The organism is Bacillus sp. CDB3, assembly GCF_002081505.1.
GTDB classification, from domain to species: Bacteria; Bacillota; Bacilli; order Bacillales; family Bacillaceae_G; genus Bacillus_A; species Bacillus_A cereus_AT.
The window spans coordinates 40,685-57,387 of sequence record NZ_ALBR01000026.1 but is presented as its reverse complement, the minus strand read 5'-3'; the positions used below and the strand labels follow the sequence as shown (position 1 = coordinate 57,387).

Here is a 16,703-nt window from a genome sequence, read left to right as displayed (position 1 = left end):
AATAGTTATTATTATCTAGTATTCCAATCATTGAATTAGGAGGAAACTAGATGAAAAAAGCTAAACGAGTCCTGCTGTCTGTATTGATTACCACATCCGTATCGGCAATTACTCTTGGCCCTACTTATGCAGAAACAGTTCCCATCCCTACACAAATTGAGGAGCTGACACCTCAAACTGAACAAGGGCCAGAACCTGTCAAATATTATGACCCCTCTTCCAGTCTCACTTACATAAACCCAATGACTACAACTGAAGATGGTGGACTAAGACCTTTAACAAGTTCAGAATTTTGGGCTTACTTAGATGAATCTAAAACAGAAGTCATTCCTGAAGCCGAGAATCCTGAAATTACTCTTCCTCCTGTTGATAAAGATGGGCCTCAATATGAAGGGTATTACACATACTATATTTACAAGCAATCGAGCAATAGTAAAGTTACAGGAAGTTCTAGAAAATTATCAGCAGATTTCCGTTGCCCTAGAAATGGTTTAAGTTGCGGTATTACGAAAACTTATTCTACTACAGTTACAGAGAGTTATTCACTCTCTTTAAATTCCGATGCAAAAATAGCAGTCAAAGCAGGCGCGAGTTTCTCTTGGAGTAGAGCACTTTCTGATACAAGCAGTTATACACTAAACCTAAAACCTGGTTATCAAGGGTATGTACAATTCTCACCACGTTATAACAAAACATCAGGCTATCTACAGAAGTACAGTGGATGGGGAGGCTTATTATCTAACAGTTACATTACTGGTTATTCTCCAGCTAAAACATACTATGGTGAAGCTGATGGAATATATTCAGGAGTCACTTGGTCTTATTAATAATCATTGAACAATAAAGGTGCACATTATATCTCTGCCTGTTCGTCTAAAATACGAATAGGCTTTTTTACATCTTTGCAAACACTACACATCCTTGAAAAATTAATCAAAACGGATTCTTAAGTAAAAACAATTGTTTTTCACTTGTATCTTAGCTCTATTTTTGCTCATTAATTTTTCAACTCCGCACAATTTCCCCATCAACTAACTCAATAATTCTATTACACTTATTCGCCACTTCAATATCATGCGTTACGATAATAATTGTTCTTCCTTCTTCATTTTGTTGTAATAGTAAATTCATAATTTCTGCTCCTGTTTTCCTATCTAAATTCCCTGTTGGCTCATCGGCCAAAATTAATTCTGGTTCGCCTACTAACGCCCTCGCAATTGCGACTCGTTGCTGCTGCCCACCTGATAGCTCGTCCGACGTTTTATACATTTGTTCTTTTAAACATACTTTTTCTAAATATAATTTCGACTTTTCTTCTCTTTCGCGATGTTTTAATTTTCTATACGTTAGCGGTAGTACTACATTATCAAGTACAGTATGTTCTTTTAACAACGCAAAATATTGAAAAACAAATCCAATAAATAACATAATAAATATTTTTTGTTCACCGCTATTTCTTTTAATAGTAGCTTCATATTCCCTCCGTTTTTATTGATTTTTATTAGACTTGAATAAACTTTTCTTTTTACTATGCAACTACTGAGTGGACCTAATTCATCAGGGGAAATTAAATTGAGGAAATTAACTAATAATGTTTGAATTGGTGTTTACATATGCACACAGACATTTAGTATTTTCATTATACTTAGAAAAACACGCCATAAAATTAGGTAATGGAAAATTTCACATTACCTAAACATAATTTACATTCAATTAATAACAAACCTCTATAGCGTAAAGTCATCCAATCTATGAATATGCTTATTTATACGGACAATGCTCCTGCCAAATTGACAGGAGCATTGCTTTTTTCAAAACTTATTTACTTTTATATACTTGAATTAAAATTAATATGAAGTCCAGCCGCCGTCTACAGAAATCACTTGTCCATTTACGAAACTAGCTTCGTCTGAGCCTAAGAAGATAGCCAGTTGTGCAACTTCTTCTGGTTGTCCAGCACGTGGATTAATTGCCATACCTAATGCTTGGCGGCTTGCACCAAATTCGCTCACATTCGTCATTGTAGAAGCAATGTTTGTTATGACTGCTCCAGGAGCAATACCGTTACAACGGATGTTGTTGTTCGCATACATAAAGGCCGTGTTTTTTGTTAGGCCAACGACTGCATGTTTAGATGCTGTGTAAACAGCACCAGCACGTGCACCGTATAATCCACCTGCAGAAATATTATTGACGATTGTACCGTGTCCTTGTTCCAAGAATAGATTCACTGCAATACGCATTGTTTTCATTACAGATACTGTATTCACAGAAAAAACCTTCTCCCAGCGTTCGTCTGAAATTTCACCAACAGGCTCCATTCCATCCATGATACCTGCATTATTAACAAGAATATCTAATTTCCCGTAAGCTTGTTTTGTTTCATCGAAAAGACGTTGAATATCTTCATCAGAGGTAACGTTTGTTTGAACAGCAATGGCCTCTGCACCTGTAGCTTTAATTCCTTGCACTACATGTTGAGCCCCTTCTAAGTTTAAGTCTGATACAACGACTTTTGCTCCTTCTTTTGCATAACCTTCTGCAATTGCTTTCCCCATGCCTGACGCAGCACCAGTGACAATTGCTACTTTACCTTTTAATCTCATCTGAAACGGCCCCCTTTATCTTTTATTGCACAGTTGTTCAATAAAAATTATAATAATATAAAAGAGCGCTTACAATGAGCAAAAAAGTGATAAATGTTCAATAATTAACACATCGTAAGAAATGTGTTCAATAAGAGGTGAAAAAAATGATGCGTACAGATATGCGTATTGTGAAAACAAAAGAGGCGTTACATAACGCATTGTTAGAATTATTAAACGAAAAAACTTTAGAAGTCATCTCCATCTCAGAAATTTGCAGAAAGGCAAAAATAAATCGTGGTACATTTTACTTGCATTATAAACAAGTAGAAGATTTATTTGAGGAGTATTTTAAAGAAATTACAGCAGATTTGTCACGTTCTTATCAAGAACCTTATCGCTACGTATCAGTATTGAAAACTAGTAAACTAGATCCTTCTACAATTCGGATTTTTCATCATATCGAAAAATACAAATCATTCTACAGAATTGTTTTTTCCAAAAAGGTTCCTTTAATGTACTATTATTTATTTTTTGAGGAAATAAAGCATTTGTTACTTCAAGATAAAGAGGCTTTGCTTAAAGAAGGAGTGAACCATTCACTTTATTGTTCCTACCAAGCAAATGCGATTATTGGCATCATTATTGAATGGTATCAAAATGACTTTTCTTATAGTACAAGTTATTTAAATGATCAACTTGTTCAATTTTTAAATATGGGAGTAGACGGTTAATTTACACTAACAGAAAAAGGTGTTTCAGCTTGCAGTTGAATGTACCTTAATTAACTCATAAGTACTTCAACACCTATTCAATAATCGTATAGGTGTTGAAGTTTTATCATCTTAGTTGCACAACTTTGTTCTCACAATACGTATTTCTATAATGGAGAACAAAACAAGTTTAACTAAACCTTTTATTCTCATTTTCATAAAAATACACATTTTAAACTTTTAAATAAGGAAGTATGCAGCCTTCAATTAAATTCCATCTATCCCCCGCTTCTGGTATAATTCCGGACGCTATGACCACCAATAATTTCATCTCTGGTACACAACAAATCACATTCCCGCCATCGCCCATTGCACAGTATGAATAGACCCCGTCTTCTTCTCGTAGCCACCATAAGTAACCATATTGATTCGGATTCATTGCCGTTGATTTTTTTATCCATGACTTTGAAAGAATTTGCTTTTCATTATGAATACCTTCATTCAAATACATCTGTCCAAACTTAGCCATATCTCTAACTGTTAACGTAAGTCCCCAACCGCCAGTTGAAATACCATTTGGATCATGAATCCACCCTTTCACATCTTTTCCGAATAAGTCATCGAATCCAAATGCTTTCATATTGTAGTTTGGAATTTCTCTCATACCAATAAGCTGAAATAAGTGTTCGTTCGCAAATTCACGTGCACTTTTCCCTGTTGCACTCGCAATAATTGCTGATAGTAGATGAGCCCCTGCAGATGAATATTTAAAAGATCCGATTTCTCCGCCTTGTCCGATTCTATTTAGCGTATACTGCACCCAATCCTCTTGTGTACATAGTTCTTCTAACGGTTCCTGCCAGTCCACATAAGGATATGGCGCTGTCATTGTAAGAAGGTGTCGTACTGTTATTTCAGATGTTTTAATATTATATTCAGGAAAGAAGTCCATTACTTTTTGATCAACGTTTTTTATATACCCTTTATCTACACATATCCCAACTAACGCAGAGATTATCGTTTTTGTGACTGACGCTACATGAAATGCATCACCTGGACCGTAACCATTATAATAGTTTTCAAAAACAACATTACCTTTCTGCATTACTAACATACCATTTATATTTTTGTATTCTTCTTTTATCATACAATCTAACTTTTCAGCAGTTTTCATTATTCTTCCCCCTTAATCAATGATTAAAAAGGTTCGATTGGTACATATATATCAACTATATGTTTATTTTCCGGGTGCTGCCTTGGGTCATTTTTATACACTTCAAAAGGATATGAATCTCTCGGTTTATATCCGCTATTTGGCAGCCATTCACCGTATAAGGAATCCCATGCTCCTCTATATTCATCTTGGTGTATTTCAAAATGACCTACCGTATACTTGCCTGAAGGTATTACCATTATTCCGATATCGCTCGTTCCTACTGCGGACCCATCCGGAATTGTTATACATAAACTTGTTCTTAAACGATAGTCCTCAGTAAATTCATGATGATCGTGGTAAATGGTTAATACTTTCGTATCCTCAAATACATGATAGTTTTGCTCAATTGCGTAATGAAATAGTTTCTCTATCATTTTTGGAAAAGCTATAGCTAACTCTTTATATGTACCTATATGTCTTATGTATGCGACGTTTATATCGTCCGCTGTTACAATTTCAACATTTCCTCGAACCTTCTTACATTCATTGTATTGAGAAGGTTCACTTACGTCTTTGCAATTCTTGCTATTGTGGCTTCGATATTGAGATGGACTTACTCCATAATAACTTTTAAATGTTCGGGAGAAAACTGCTGAATCTGTGAACCCGAAGTGATACGCAATGTCTGTAATCGTCATATCCGGACGATATGTAATAAGGTGAGTTGCCCTTTCTAGTTTCAATCGGTTTACATACTGAGATAAAGGCTCATCTACTATCCCTTTAAAAATTCTATGAAAATGAAACTTTGAAAATCCTGCTACATTGGCTAATTCTTCAATTGAAAGTGAATCATTTATGTTTGATTCTATATAATCTTGAACTTTATATATGCGTCTTATGTACTCATTTCTACTTTGAGAACTCTCCATATCCTTGCCTCCTCACAACAAAAAGGCTAACTTCACGTTAGCCTACTTTATACATTTTTTAAAAATAAAACTCTACTCCCGCCATTACCATCATAATTTGTATGTACGGATACACCTTCTATTTCATCATCTCCAGCTTCAATTTGAAAGCCGATTTCTTGATGAAATTGTATCGATTTTTTATTAACTGGTGACGTGATTGCTTTTACAACTTTACGGTTGCTTGCACGAGCGACATCAAAGAAATAAGAATACAATGTCGACGCGATTCCTCTTCTTCTAAACTTCGGATTTACACCGATAAAATGAACATATGCTTCATCTTTATAAGTTTGTGAAAAAAATCCGCATAAGAAACCTAACGTTTCTCCCTCTTCTTCAATGATAAAACTCGTATCTTGAAAGTGCACGAAAAACAATTTTGGCAACATACTAACCATGTCTCTCCCGCCCCACCAATCATTTAAAACCGATTGAATCTTTACATAATCTTCCCCTTGAATGTTTCTTACTCGCATGTATTTCTCCCTCTCACTCACTTCATTTTCTCATAAATTTTAATAACCGTTTCGACTAACAGAATGAATACCCAAATACCTGAAAATACAAGCACAGACTGGAATATCGATCCAATTACCATAACACCAACTGCACCTGTTATTGAAAATGATATTCCACCAAGCCCTGGATCCTGTATAAGTGCTCCAGCAGAAAAAGCAGTTATAATAGATACTATTAAATAAATAACACTCATTATTTTTAATATTTTTATAGAAAGATACGAAGTTTGTTCTTTCTCCACTTGTGATAATTCGATTTCGCCACTCGCAATTCCTTTTTGTAGACAATCTTCGCATAAAAATTCTTCCTTAATTTTTTTACCACCATGCAATGTACCTGTTATTTCTTTACATCGGGAACACTTTCGGTTTATCATTTTCGTACCACTCCAATCTAATAAGATTATACTTATATAATTCTACATTTACCTTAATATTCCTTTTATGTATTTTATAGAGAAAGGTCGTGTTTTATGATTTCAAAACTAACATTCGGCTCGAAAAAACCTACCGTTCATTATGTATTACGGCCTAGTTGCTATGCAGTTATTTTTAATTCATCTGCTTCAAACATAGTTATTATCCAAAAAGGAGAGCGCTTCTTTTTACCTGGTGGCGGTATGGAAGGTCAAGAAACCAAAGAAGAATGTTTACATCGTGAATTGCTCGAGGAATTAGGATGGGCAATTGAAATTGATCAATATTTCGGTAATGCAGCACGATATTTTTATGCAGAAAAGGAAGATACACATTATTTAAATGATGGGTTCTTTTATATTGCGAACATGGTGCAAAAACAAACTGAAAACTGTGAGGAGGATCATGTTTTACGGTGGATGTCTCCATTACATGCTGTAAAGCTTCTCATTCACGATCATCAAAAATGGGCCGTTGAACAAGCGCTTTTATTACGAAATAAAAAATGATCTCCTTCTATATGAAAGAGATCATTTTTACTACTAACTTACTTTTTTCAAATTGAGAGCTGGCTTTTTGATTCCGCCCTTTTTTACAACATATAAACCGATGAAGATAATAAGTCCACCAACGAGTTGCATCATATTAATTTGCTCTCCAATTGTTACAGCTGCAAAGATAACTGCGAATAATGGTACAAGATACATATAAACCATCACTTTCGTTGATCCTATTTTACTAATACCGACATACCACATGGCAAGTCCGAAGATTGTCGCAAAGACGATTGAATATGCTAGTGATCCCCAGCTTGGCATATCTACTGGCCACGTTAACGTATTTACGTTGAATAAACAATATACAACAAGCGGTACAATTCCAATTAAAGTAGACCATGATGTAACTCTCATTGCGGAGTATTTTGTAATAAGTGGTTGCGCTAAAATTGGATACCATCCCCACGCAATTGCTGCGACTAATCCAATTACATTTCCGAGCCACGCATACTCGTATGTAGCTCCTCCCGTATGCCCTGTTAATAAAACGAATGCTGCACCAATAAATGCTACTATTGAGCCAATTTGTACTTTCATCGAAAAACGTTCTTGTTTGTGTAATACTGCTAATATTCCTGTAAAAATAGGTGACATCGCAATTAATAATGAGGCGTTCGTTGCTGAAGTATATTTCACAGATAGCATAAACATCGTTTGATACATTGTCGTACCAACGATACCGACTGCTACTAATCGTAACCAATCTTTTCTTTCAATACGTAATGAGCGTTCCATTAAAAATGTAATAAGTAATAATACCGGTGATGCTACTAAAAATCGTAAACTATTAAATTGAATGGATGACATAAATGCCACACCATACTTTCCAATTGTATAATTTGCTCCCCATACTAAAGCAACTGATACTAGGAGCCACTCCATTTGCCATCGTTTCATCCGAATCTCCCCTTCCCTATTTAGCATAGTAAAATTGGCTGGATATAACACCGTCCAATTGGCTGTTTTTTTACCCAGCCAATTTGTTATACTTGATACATATAAGATTTGCGGAGGCGTTTGTATGGAATGGAAGCTAGATAACGACAGTAAAATCCCAATTTACCAGCAAGTTGTTGACTTTATTGAAAGACGTATTACATACGGAGAGCTTCCCCCAGGTAGCTTCCTCCCTTCAGAACGAAAATTAGCTACGCAGTTAAATGTAAACCGAAGTACGGTAACAACTGCTTATAATGAACTTCGCGCAATGGGAATTGTAGAAAGTACGACTGGTAAAGGTACACGTGTTAGTACACATATGTGGGGCGTTTCTCCGACATTAACACCCAACTGGAGAGGTTTCGTAGAAGGTGGTACTTTTTTACCAAACTTACCGTTACTTCGTCATATTCGGGCAGAAGTACAACAAAATGAAAACATCATTGACTTCGCAAACGGAGAGCTCGGTTGTAACCTCTATCCTCACGATCAACTTCAAACGATTTTACGAGAACAACCGTTAACGCAGTCATTAAGTTACGATCATCCGCAAGGGTACCTCCCGCTAAGACGAGCGGTCGTAACATATATGAAGGAATATTTAAAAGTTGAAGCGACCGAACAATCGATTATGATTACATCTGGCGCCCAACAAGCACTTCATCTTATCGTACAATGTTTATTAAATCCAGGTGATGCAGTCGCTTTCGAAAGTCCATCGCACTGTTATTCATTACCGTTATTCCAATCAGCGGGTATTCGTATTTTCCCATTACCTGTTGATGAACACGGTATTAATCCAGACGATGTACAAGAGTTATATAGAAAGCACCGTATTAAAATGATCTTTTTAAATCCAAATTTCCAAAATCCTACGGGAACGATGCTGCATCCAAATCGTAGAAAAAAACTGTTATCACTTTGTGCTGACTTACGAATTGCGATCGTTGAAGATGATCCATCCAGTTTACTTACGCTAGAAAATAAACAACCTTGCCCTACTTTAAAATCGATTGATGAAAACGGAACAGTCATTTATGTACATTCTTTATCAAAAATGATCGCCCCAGGGTTACGAGTTGGCTGGCTTGTCGCTCCGCAGTCTGTAGTCGAACGATTGTCCGATGCACGGCATCAAATGGAATTAGGAATGAGTATATTCCCGCAGTGGCTTATGCAGCAATTTTTTGAAACCGTACCATTTCAGTCGCATATCGTACCGCTGCGAAAACAACTAGCAGAAAAAAGAGACATCATCGTCCGTGCTTTAAACGAGCAACTTCGCGACAAAATCTCTTTTTCCAATCCTACTGGTGGTATATACATATGGGGAAAATTAAAAGAACCGATAAACGAAAAACAACTTATTATGCAAAGCTTAAAACAAGAAATCGCCTTTATGCCCGGCAGTATTTTTGGCGCGAAAGATGGTTATATTCGTTTATCTTATGGAAAGGTGAATATTGATCAAATTGAGGAAGGGATTTCTCGTTTGCGTGAGGCTATTTTAGTTTGTGAAAAATAGCTTTAGATAGAGCTTCCTCGTTTGACAAAAGTCAAATCTACCATTATTATCAACTCGAACCTATTTATCCCGCATTAACGGGCAATAAGACCCCTACCTCAAAATTCAGCAAAAGCAAAGAAGTTAGGTGAGGGATCAACTGCCCATAAACGCCCGATTGGTTCAACTAATAATCAGTGGGGATGAACCCCCCACTGATTAAAGTTTCACTTTATAGGAGTGATAAAAATGAAAATTTATGTTGATGCAGATGCTTGTCCTGTAAAAGATGTGATTATTTTTGAAGCTACGAATGCTGAAATCCCTGTTACCCTCGTTACTAGCTTTTCTCATTATTCTAATGCTAAGCAGCCAGCAGGTGTGGAAACAATTTATGTTGATTCCGGAGCAGATGCTGCGGATTACCGGATTATGCAGTTAGCAAAAAAAGAAGATTTAATCGTAACGCAAGATTACGGTCTTGCTTCGCTCGCTTTAGCAAAAGGCTGTATCGTCCTTCATCATAAAGGCTATAAGTATACGAATGAAAACATTGACCAACTATTACAAACACGGTATTTAAGTGCAATGGTTCGAAAAAGCGGTAAGCGTACAAAGGGACCAAAACCATTTACAGCAGAAGACAAAGAGAAATTTAGGGAACTCTTTATAAGTATGATTACACTTTAGAAATAAACCTTCTATTTGTAGGGAAAGCTTAGCAAAGAAAAGAAGAGAATATCCAAATGAACATTCTCTTCTTGAGGTTTACCCGTTTAAAAAGACGGTAAATTATCTAAGTTATTTTCCTTTATACCATCCGGTTCACTACGTATAATATCCCTACCATACTTATGAAATACGTCCACATGAGCTAACTTCCCTGATTTCGCTTCATCAAGAGCAGTAATATAATCTAACTCTCTTCCGCTACATGTTTTAAAAGCAATTAAATCACCTTCATCATTTTTACGAACTGCAACTATTTGTTCTACTCCTGAATCGCCTTCCTGAGCTACTTCAAATTGAGCTTGTTCTTCCTCTTGATGTAAGTATTCATTATAAACTTTTTGAAAGTCTTTTTTATCCATAAAACTCACCTCCAAAGCATTTTATTAGTATGGTTGGAAGATGGTTGTTTTATGTACTTTGTGCATAACAAAATGTATGTTCATTTATTATTGCATTGAGTTTTGAATCATATATTCTAATTCGAAAACCTTTTTTAATACCTACGCAAATCCTTCAAAGTCTCCAATATATCATCTGTAAAGGCAGTAGCACACTCATTCTCTAAAGCTGTAAAATATAAACTTCTTAAGAAAGCTCTAATATTTTGTACTAAAATAGCATGCTGAGGATGTCGGATGTCTTCAACAATTGCTATACTATGTAGCCAGTTGCTCCACTCTTCTTCAGTTAAAAGATTTTGATTACGTAACGACATAATTGGCGTTACTAATCTCTCATCCTCAAAGTGTATGTATACGTAGTCATTCATACGAACTTTTTGACGAACAGCAGCTAGTATTGCATATGAAAACTCACGATTTTGTATTGTACGTGCTAAAGCATCTAGCGCATCTGCCGCATGTGCAGTTGAGTGTGCCCAACCTTTTCCTTCTACGTAACCTCTTACATCTTCTTCTAAATAGACATATTCCAGAACTTGTTCTGCTACACTGTACAGTTGTTCTTCAGATAACAATGGTTCTCTTTCATGAACAGATAAAATAAGTGGTGGAATTAAAACAGAGAACGCACGTTTAAAAACAGAATCTGTGCCCTTTTCACCAATTTTATAAAATAAATAATCAGGACTAATTGCTTGTAACATTAATCCTCGTAATTCTTTTTGTCTAAATACATCATTTGTAATCCATGTGTGAAGCGTACTATAAATCAAATCATCACGTAATTCAGCATCAGGTGATCCGATATAATCTAACATCCACTGTGCATATGGATATGCGTCTACGTCTTCTGGCACAGCATAATTATTATTTTGAATTTGTTGTAATTCTTCTTTTAGTTCTAGTACTTCTGTCATTATATTTCCTGTCCCCTTTTTACGTTTTTTAACTTATTTTCGCCTTATCCCCTGTAATTTTCCTCATAAAATCAAGTTGACTTTTAATATAGTTTTAGTCCCTATCTTTCTATGAACTTGATTCAATTATATAAAATTTCTCCCGAGAAATAAAAGGAAATACATTGGAACACCAAAGCTTCTCACTTTGTTTACATGCATTTCGTGTAAGTTTAAGTTATAAAATAAAGTATTTTTTTCATTTGTATTCAAACGTAGTTACAATCAAAATTCGAATCATTTTAGAACTTGTTTAATAAATTCTGTTTTAGCTTTTGTGTATGCTTCTCTATCTTGGTTAAACCTTCTAGCCAACTCTTGCTTTAAATTTGAATAATCATAAACTAATTGTGGATTTTCTCGTAAGCGGTTACGAAATAAAAGTTGTTGCTCCCATCGTTCAGTTCCTTTAACCATCAAATGCAGATGAGCTACACGCCTATTATTCTTAACTTTCACAAAGAACCTTCTCCAAGGTCTTTCATCTAATTCCGGGCCTACATAATGCCAATCATATATAGCCAATTTTGCTGAAATATCGAGCACTCTATCAAATGATTCTGTTTCAGCCATTAGATCAATGATAGGTTTTGCAGGTAAACCAGGTATGGATGTACTGCCTATATGTATTACTTTGCTTATACCGAGAGGAGTAAGCAGTTCATCAAGTTGCTGTTCTTCATATCGGCCTTTATCTTGCCAACCAGGATTTGCATTAACTATCTCTACTAACTCATTCGCCCATACAGGCCAATCGTTCGGATTATCTTTTTTATCCACCCAACACATCCCCTTTCACCAACTTTTTGCTATATAAACGATTTTAAATTCCTTTAAATACAACTACCGAATCATCAAAATTACTATTCTGAAATATAACATTCGCACATTCTTTCGGATTATGCTCATCTATATACATCTTACAAGCCGCATGATATCTGTTTATAAACATTTTCTCTGCTTCTTCATAACTTCCAAAAGCCTTAGTCTCTCGCTTTGCACCACGTTTTTTCGCAATCTCAAAATCTGTATCTACAAAGATTTTGTAATCAAATAAATGCTCAACGTCTTTTTTCAATAGAAATGTTCCATCTACTATTAGCACCATATTTGGCGGCGCCACTAGCGGCTCATTATGTACACGCATATCCGTTATTAAGTTATGAGAAACCATTTCATACTGTAAATTCCCGTTAGGTCCTAAAGGCTTTAATAACCTTTCTTTAAAAGCTGTATAATCATGTGCATCTTCGTAATACCCTCTTGCTGATTCTTTGCCTTGTGTATAGCGAATCACTCTTGGATTATGAAAATCGTCAATGCTGGCGCGTGTTACTGGTAATCCTCGTTTTTTTATTTCTTCCGCTAGTTCGTTTGCAAATGTTGTTTTTCCTGAAGCTGTAATACCGCTTACTCCAACTCTTATTGGATGCGTTAAATTTAACGTTAAAATATGATCAGCGATTTCTTTCATTCGTTTTTGGCGACTCATTATATTCCCTCCCTAATCCAGTTCACATAATACAATTATAGTAAATTTGTTTGGTCACTATTTATAGGTAAGTCGATATTATTTGTCAAAACGTTGATTTATTTTTATTGCTTTACATAATCCTTACTTCCCCTTAAACCCTCGATATAAAGCAGTCCGTAATTCTTGTTTGTATTCTTCAATTTCTGGCATTTCGAGTTCTTCTGCTAATCTGATAGCTAATTCAATATCATACGGTACTCGTACGAGTTGAATGGAAAAGCTCGCTGCTTCTTTTTCATTGTATGTTCCTTCAAAAATTAAATAGGAAGCTTGTGTAATTTCAAGTGGATTTCCTACGCTACCAGCATTACATAACGTTTTGCCTCTAAAATTTTGAACGAACGCTTGGTGAACATCACCGTAGCAAACGACATCTGGTTTTCTTTCCCCTTCTATATTTTCCGTCAGATCACTGTTTTCGAACATACTAACACGTTCTTCTCTTGAAGCGTGTGGTTGAATTCTTTCATATAAACTTCTTGGCGATGCATGGAACATTCGAATGAGTTTTCCGCTCATAAAAAATTCGATTGAAAATGGTAAGCTTCTTAAATACTCATTTTGTTCTTCTGATAATTGTTTTTGATGCCATTTTAACGCTTCAAATTCAGTCGGTTTTGTAATGAAATCATCCCAGTTCCCCATCACAACTCCTTCACATTCTTTACGAATGATTTCAATTACTTCGCTAGAATGAGGACCTTTTCCGACTAGATCTCCAAGACAAATAATGCGTTCGATTCCTCTTAATTTAATATCTTGCAGTACAGATTCTAACGCCGGAATATTACCATGTATATCTGAAATTATCGCTATTTTATCCACATAAATCCCTCCATTACTTATTGTTTATTATATCCTCATATTGTGATTGATACCATTTTGGAATATAGGATGAAAAATGATTATGATCTTCTATAATTCGGTTTAATCTCTCTTTCATATCATCTACTAAATGTGGCGTACTTCGGTTTGCCCATACAATATCCGCTGGAAATGTCATTGCTGCATATAATGAATACAGTTGCCAAAAATGAAGCGATGGTCCACCTCCGCAATAACCATGAACTTGTCCAACCGCAAATGGTTTGCTTATTCTTGTAGTAAAAATCGCTACATTATAAAAATCGTGTATTGGATCGCCAAAATCATATCCACCAAAATCGATAACGATAAACTCCTTATTATGAATCATACTATTTGCTGGATGGAAGTCATCGTGTAAAAATGTGATGGGACGATTTTTTAATAAATTCTTATGATTTTCTACAAAGGTTAATACGGACTTCAAATCCAGAAAGTTCACCTCATAACCAGCTAACACCTCTATATATCTTTCGTATTTGTTCCATCTAGTTGTTTCCCATTTATTACTTGCACTTTCTCTTTCAATTGAGTGAATCCTCTTTAACACTTCTCCTGCTTTTCTTCCTGCATTATACTGTTCTTCCACCGATAGCTTCCCTAAACCTTCTTCACCATTTACACCTTGGGTCCATTCAAATACTTGAACACATTTATTTATTTGTTCAAGTTTTATGAAATGAATTAACTTAGGTGTTGGAATATGTAATGACTCTAATTGTTTCATATACATATATTCTTCTTGTTTTCGTTCAAAATGAACAGCATCACATACTTTTACAAAATACGTTACTCTGTTCTCTAATTCTATTTTATATTTCTCTTCATGTGAAAAACCTTTTGAGATAGCTGTACACTTTGCAATACGAGGCCATCCTAATTTTCTCTCTATCTCTCTTAACATTTCTTCCACAACGTTCACCTCTATCAATATACGTACAAACTACCCAACACTTCATGCTCTCGTTTATTTTCCTCTTTAAACTCCACAGCAAATGGATATTCGCCCTGGTTCTTCAGACGATCTTGAACTAGACCTTCCCCAATTGGTTCACAAAACTGCACATGAATGTCCCCAAACGATACACTTTGACAATCAGCATTCCATTCTTCATTTTTCACGACTGAGTTTGCAGTTAGTCCCATTACTTCTTTCCATTTCCGAACTGTTTCTCTAACATTTTTCACCGCATAATGAATCGTTTCAATTTGTTGTACTTTATTTTTATGTTCAGTGATCGTTCCTGTTTTACGTAAATCGTTTCTTCTTTCTTCATCCGTTTCATTCCACTGTATAAAGAAAGGTAATTTCGGTCCGCTTTCTTCTTGCTTTACAAATAACATTTTCCATTCTAAAAGCCGGCCATCTTTTCTCATCCGTTTCCCTTCAAATGGCCCAATCATTTGTAAGCCATGTTTGCTTAAGTTAACTGCTAGTTTTTCAATTTCATTTGTTCGAATTGCGATTTGCAGCATCCCTTCTCCATTTTGTAATTTCACCACTGTTTCTTGTACTAATGGATTTTCTGCTTCTTTCGCTTTTTCTTCATGCTGAACTGCTAAAAATTCTATATATGATAAATCAAAAATAACATACACTATTCCAAGTACCCCAAGTCATATGCTCACCACCTAATGCAGTATGAAAACCTAGTGCCTGCATTTGTTTTGCCGCTTCCTCCGGTGTGCCATGTACTGCGTGAACGAGATGATCAAATGCTAACATATTCTTTCTCCCCTTTCTCTCCATCCTTTTATTGTATATTTTCTTTTTCTTTCATTCAATTCAAAAAACTTTAAAACCTAGTTGATTTATACGATTAATATGTATTATAATAAAACAAATTTAATTATTGCCGATTGGAAAAACCAAAGGCACTTTTCTCATACGGGAAAAGTGCCTTTTTCATTTATTATTACAGGGGGATTATTTATGCAGAAATTAATTGTCTTTGCTATTATTGGATTTTTCGCTCAATTGATTGATGGAGCACTCGGAATGGCGTATGGGGTTACGTCTTCCTCATTATTATTAATGTTTGGTATCGCACCAGCCGTTGCATCTGCATCTGTTCATCTAGCTGAAGTCGTTACAACTGCGGCTTCCGGTGCATCTCATATACGATTTGGAAATGTTGATAAATATACAGTTTCCAGGCTTACATTACCAGGAGCAATTGGCGCATTTGTCGGAGCATGTTTTTTAAGTAATTTACCTGGCGATGTTATTAAACCGTATATTTCCGTATTCTTATTTACTTTAGGAGTTTATATTTTATTACGATTCATCATTCAAAAACAAATTGTTTCTTCAAATAAACGTATGTCTACAAAACAACTTATTCCACTTGGCTTATTCGCTGGATTCGTCGATTCAACTGGCGGCGGTGGCTGGGGACCGATTACGACACCTGTTCTTCTGGCAAGAGGAAATGAAGCTAGAAAGGTTATTGGATCTGTAGATACGAGTGAATTTCCTGTTTCACTCGCTGCAACAATTGGCTTCTTCATCTCACTTGGTTGGGAACAAGTAAGCTGGGTTTGGGTATTTGCTCTCATGCTCGGTGGTATTGTCGCTGCACCAATCGCCGCATGGTTAGTTCGCATCGTTCCAGCACATTTACTTGGCGTACTAGTTGGTGGCCTTATAATCTTTACAAATATACGTACACTGCTTACTACTTTTAAAGTAGATCCAACTATTATTTCACTTTCTTACGTTGCAGTTGGTCTAGTCGTTATTATTTCACTTTTCATTGCTGTCCGTAATCATTCCAATCGTTCTAACGTATCGACAGCCGGCTATCCGAAAGATCAAAAACAAATGCTACCATAATTAATAAAAATACCGCC

Annotated in this window: 18 protein-coding genes and 2 pseudogenes; 6 read left to right on the top strand and 14 right to left on the bottom strand. The window is 35.7% G+C overall.

Annotated features, from left to right (window positions below):
- Nucleotides 1–50: 50 nt before the first annotated feature.
- Nucleotides 51–827 carry a DUF6060 domain-containing protein gene (locus CDB3_RS09055; RefSeq protein ID WP_128854202.1) on the top strand — a complete coding sequence of 259 codons (777 nt, stop codon included), beginning with the start codon at nt 51–53 and terminating at the stop codon, nt 825–827.
- A gap of 178 nt (nt 828–1,005) precedes the next feature.
- Here the strand turns inward: CDB3_RS09055 and CDB3_RS09050 are convergent.
- Both CDB3_RS09050 and CDB3_RS09045 read right to left on the bottom strand, forming a co-directional pair.
- Nucleotides 1,006–1,419: pseudogene (locus CDB3_RS09050) on the bottom strand (ABC transporter ATP-binding protein); the annotation flags it as partial.
- Nucleotides 1,420–1,847: 428 nt separating this feature from the next.
- Entirely contained in the window at nt 1,848–2,606 is a 759-nt protein-coding gene (locus CDB3_RS09045; protein ID WP_128854201.1) for an SDR family oxidoreductase, read from the bottom strand.
- A gap of 146 nt (nt 2,607–2,752) precedes the next feature.
- Here CDB3_RS09045 and CDB3_RS09040 point away from each other — a divergent pair, with 146 nt between their 5' ends.
- Nucleotides 2,753–3,319, top strand: a complete 567-nt coding sequence (locus CDB3_RS09040) for a TetR/AcrR family transcriptional regulator (protein WP_128854200.1) — start codon at nt 2,753–2,755, stop codon at nt 3,317–3,319.
- Nucleotides 3,320–3,530: 211 nt separating this feature from the next.
- Here the strand turns inward: CDB3_RS09040 and CDB3_RS09035 are convergent, their stop codons facing one another.
- From CDB3_RS09035 to CDB3_RS09020, 4 genes are read right to left on the bottom strand one after another with little or no spacing between them, the layout of a single operon-like run.
- On the bottom strand, nt 3,531–4,472 hold the full coding sequence (locus CDB3_RS09035; RefSeq protein WP_128854199.1) for a serine hydrolase domain-containing protein: 942 nt from the start codon (nt 4,470–4,472) through the stop codon (nt 3,531–3,533).
- A gap of 23 nt (nt 4,473–4,495) precedes the next feature.
- On the bottom strand, nt 4,496–5,386 hold the full coding sequence (locus tag CDB3_RS09030; RefSeq protein WP_128854198.1) for an AraC family transcriptional regulator: 891 nt from the start codon (nt 5,384–5,386) through the stop codon (nt 4,496–4,498).
- Nucleotides 5,387–5,433: 47 nt separating this feature from the next.
- Nucleotides 5,434–5,904 (bottom strand): GNAT family N-acetyltransferase, encoded by a 471-nt coding sequence (locus CDB3_RS09025; protein ID WP_128854197.1) that lies wholly within the window; start codon nt 5,902–5,904, stop codon nt 5,434–5,436.
- A 17-nt stretch (nt 5,905–5,921) separates the two neighbouring features.
- Nucleotides 5,922–6,323, bottom strand: coding sequence for a DUF3980 domain-containing protein (locus CDB3_RS09020; protein WP_097830211.1), 402 nt, complete (start codon nt 6,321–6,323; stop codon nt 5,922–5,924).
- Between the two features lie 96 nt (nt 6,324–6,419).
- Between CDB3_RS09020 and CDB3_RS09015 the strand changes: the two genes are divergently transcribed.
- Nucleotides 6,420–6,872, top strand: a complete 453-nt coding sequence (locus CDB3_RS09015) for an NUDIX hydrolase (RefSeq protein ID WP_128854196.1) — start codon at nt 6,420–6,422, stop codon at nt 6,870–6,872.
- Between the two features lie 33 nt (nt 6,873–6,905).
- On the opposite strand, the gene CDB3_RS09010 is transcribed toward CDB3_RS09015, so the two are convergent.
- Complete coding sequence (locus CDB3_RS09010; protein ID WP_097830213.1) at nt 6,906–7,817, bottom strand: DMT family transporter; 912 nt, start codon at nt 7,815–7,817, stop codon at nt 6,906–6,908.
- Between the two features lie 124 nt (nt 7,818–7,941).
- On the opposite strand from CDB3_RS09010, the gene pdxR reads away from it, so the two are divergent.
- Both pdxR and CDB3_RS09000 read left to right on the top strand, forming a co-directional pair.
- The gene (gene pdxR, locus CDB3_RS09005) at nt 7,942–9,384 is read left to right on the top strand and encodes a MocR-like pyridoxine biosynthesis transcription factor PdxR (RefSeq protein ID WP_128854195.1); all 1,443 of its coding nucleotides are present in this window, start codon (nt 7,942–7,944) and stop codon (nt 9,382–9,384) included.
- A gap of 228 nt (nt 9,385–9,612) precedes the next feature.
- The gene (locus CDB3_RS09000; RefSeq protein WP_128854194.1) at nt 9,613–10,053 is read left to right on the top strand and encodes a YaiI/YqxD family protein; all 441 of its coding nucleotides are present in this window, start codon (nt 9,613–9,615) and stop codon (nt 10,051–10,053) included.
- Between the two features lie 86 nt (nt 10,054–10,139).
- Here the strand turns inward: CDB3_RS09000 and CDB3_RS08995 are convergent, their stop codons facing one another.
- The 7 genes and pseudogenes from CDB3_RS08995 to CDB3_RS08965 all read right to left on the bottom strand — a co-directional run bounded on the left by CDB3_RS08995 (nt 10,140) and on the right by CDB3_RS08965 (nt 15,576).
- The gene (locus CDB3_RS08995) at nt 10,140–10,454 is read right to left on the bottom strand and encodes a DUF3892 domain-containing protein (protein ID WP_128854193.1); all 315 of its coding nucleotides are present in this window, start codon (nt 10,452–10,454) and stop codon (nt 10,140–10,142) included.
- A gap of 134 nt (nt 10,455–10,588) precedes the next feature.
- On the bottom strand, nt 10,589–11,413 hold the full coding sequence (locus CDB3_RS08990; RefSeq protein ID WP_128854192.1) for a DUF2785 domain-containing protein: 825 nt from the start codon (nt 11,411–11,413) through the stop codon (nt 10,589–10,591).
- Between the two features lie 276 nt (nt 11,414–11,689).
- Complete coding sequence (locus CDB3_RS08985) at nt 11,690–12,232, bottom strand: GrpB family protein (protein WP_128854191.1); 543 nt, start codon at nt 12,230–12,232, stop codon at nt 11,690–11,692.
- Nucleotides 12,233–12,275: 43 nt separating this feature from the next.
- Complete coding sequence (locus tag CDB3_RS08980) at nt 12,276–12,944, bottom strand: nucleoside/nucleotide kinase family protein (protein WP_128854190.1); 669 nt, start codon at nt 12,942–12,944, stop codon at nt 12,276–12,278.
- Between the two features lie 123 nt (nt 12,945–13,067).
- Entirely contained in the window at nt 13,068–13,811 is a 744-nt protein-coding gene (locus CDB3_RS08975) for a metallophosphoesterase family protein (protein WP_128854189.1), read from the bottom strand.
- A 13-nt stretch (nt 13,812–13,824) separates the two neighbouring features.
- Entirely contained in the window at nt 13,825–14,763 is a 939-nt protein-coding gene (locus CDB3_RS08970; protein WP_128854188.1) for an aminoglycoside phosphotransferase family protein, read from the bottom strand.
- 14 nt (nt 14,764–14,777) lie between these two features.
- A pseudogene (locus CDB3_RS08965) lies at nt 14,778–15,576 on the bottom strand (VOC family protein).
- A gap of 99 nt (nt 15,577–15,675) precedes the next feature.
- Between CDB3_RS08965 and CDB3_RS08960 the strand changes: the two are divergent.
- A complete protein-coding gene (locus CDB3_RS08960) occupies nt 15,676–16,686 on the top strand; it encodes a sulfite exporter TauE/SafE family protein (RefSeq protein ID WP_128854187.1) in 1,011 nt (336 codons plus the stop codon).
- Nucleotides 16,687–16,703: the final 17 nt, after the last annotated feature.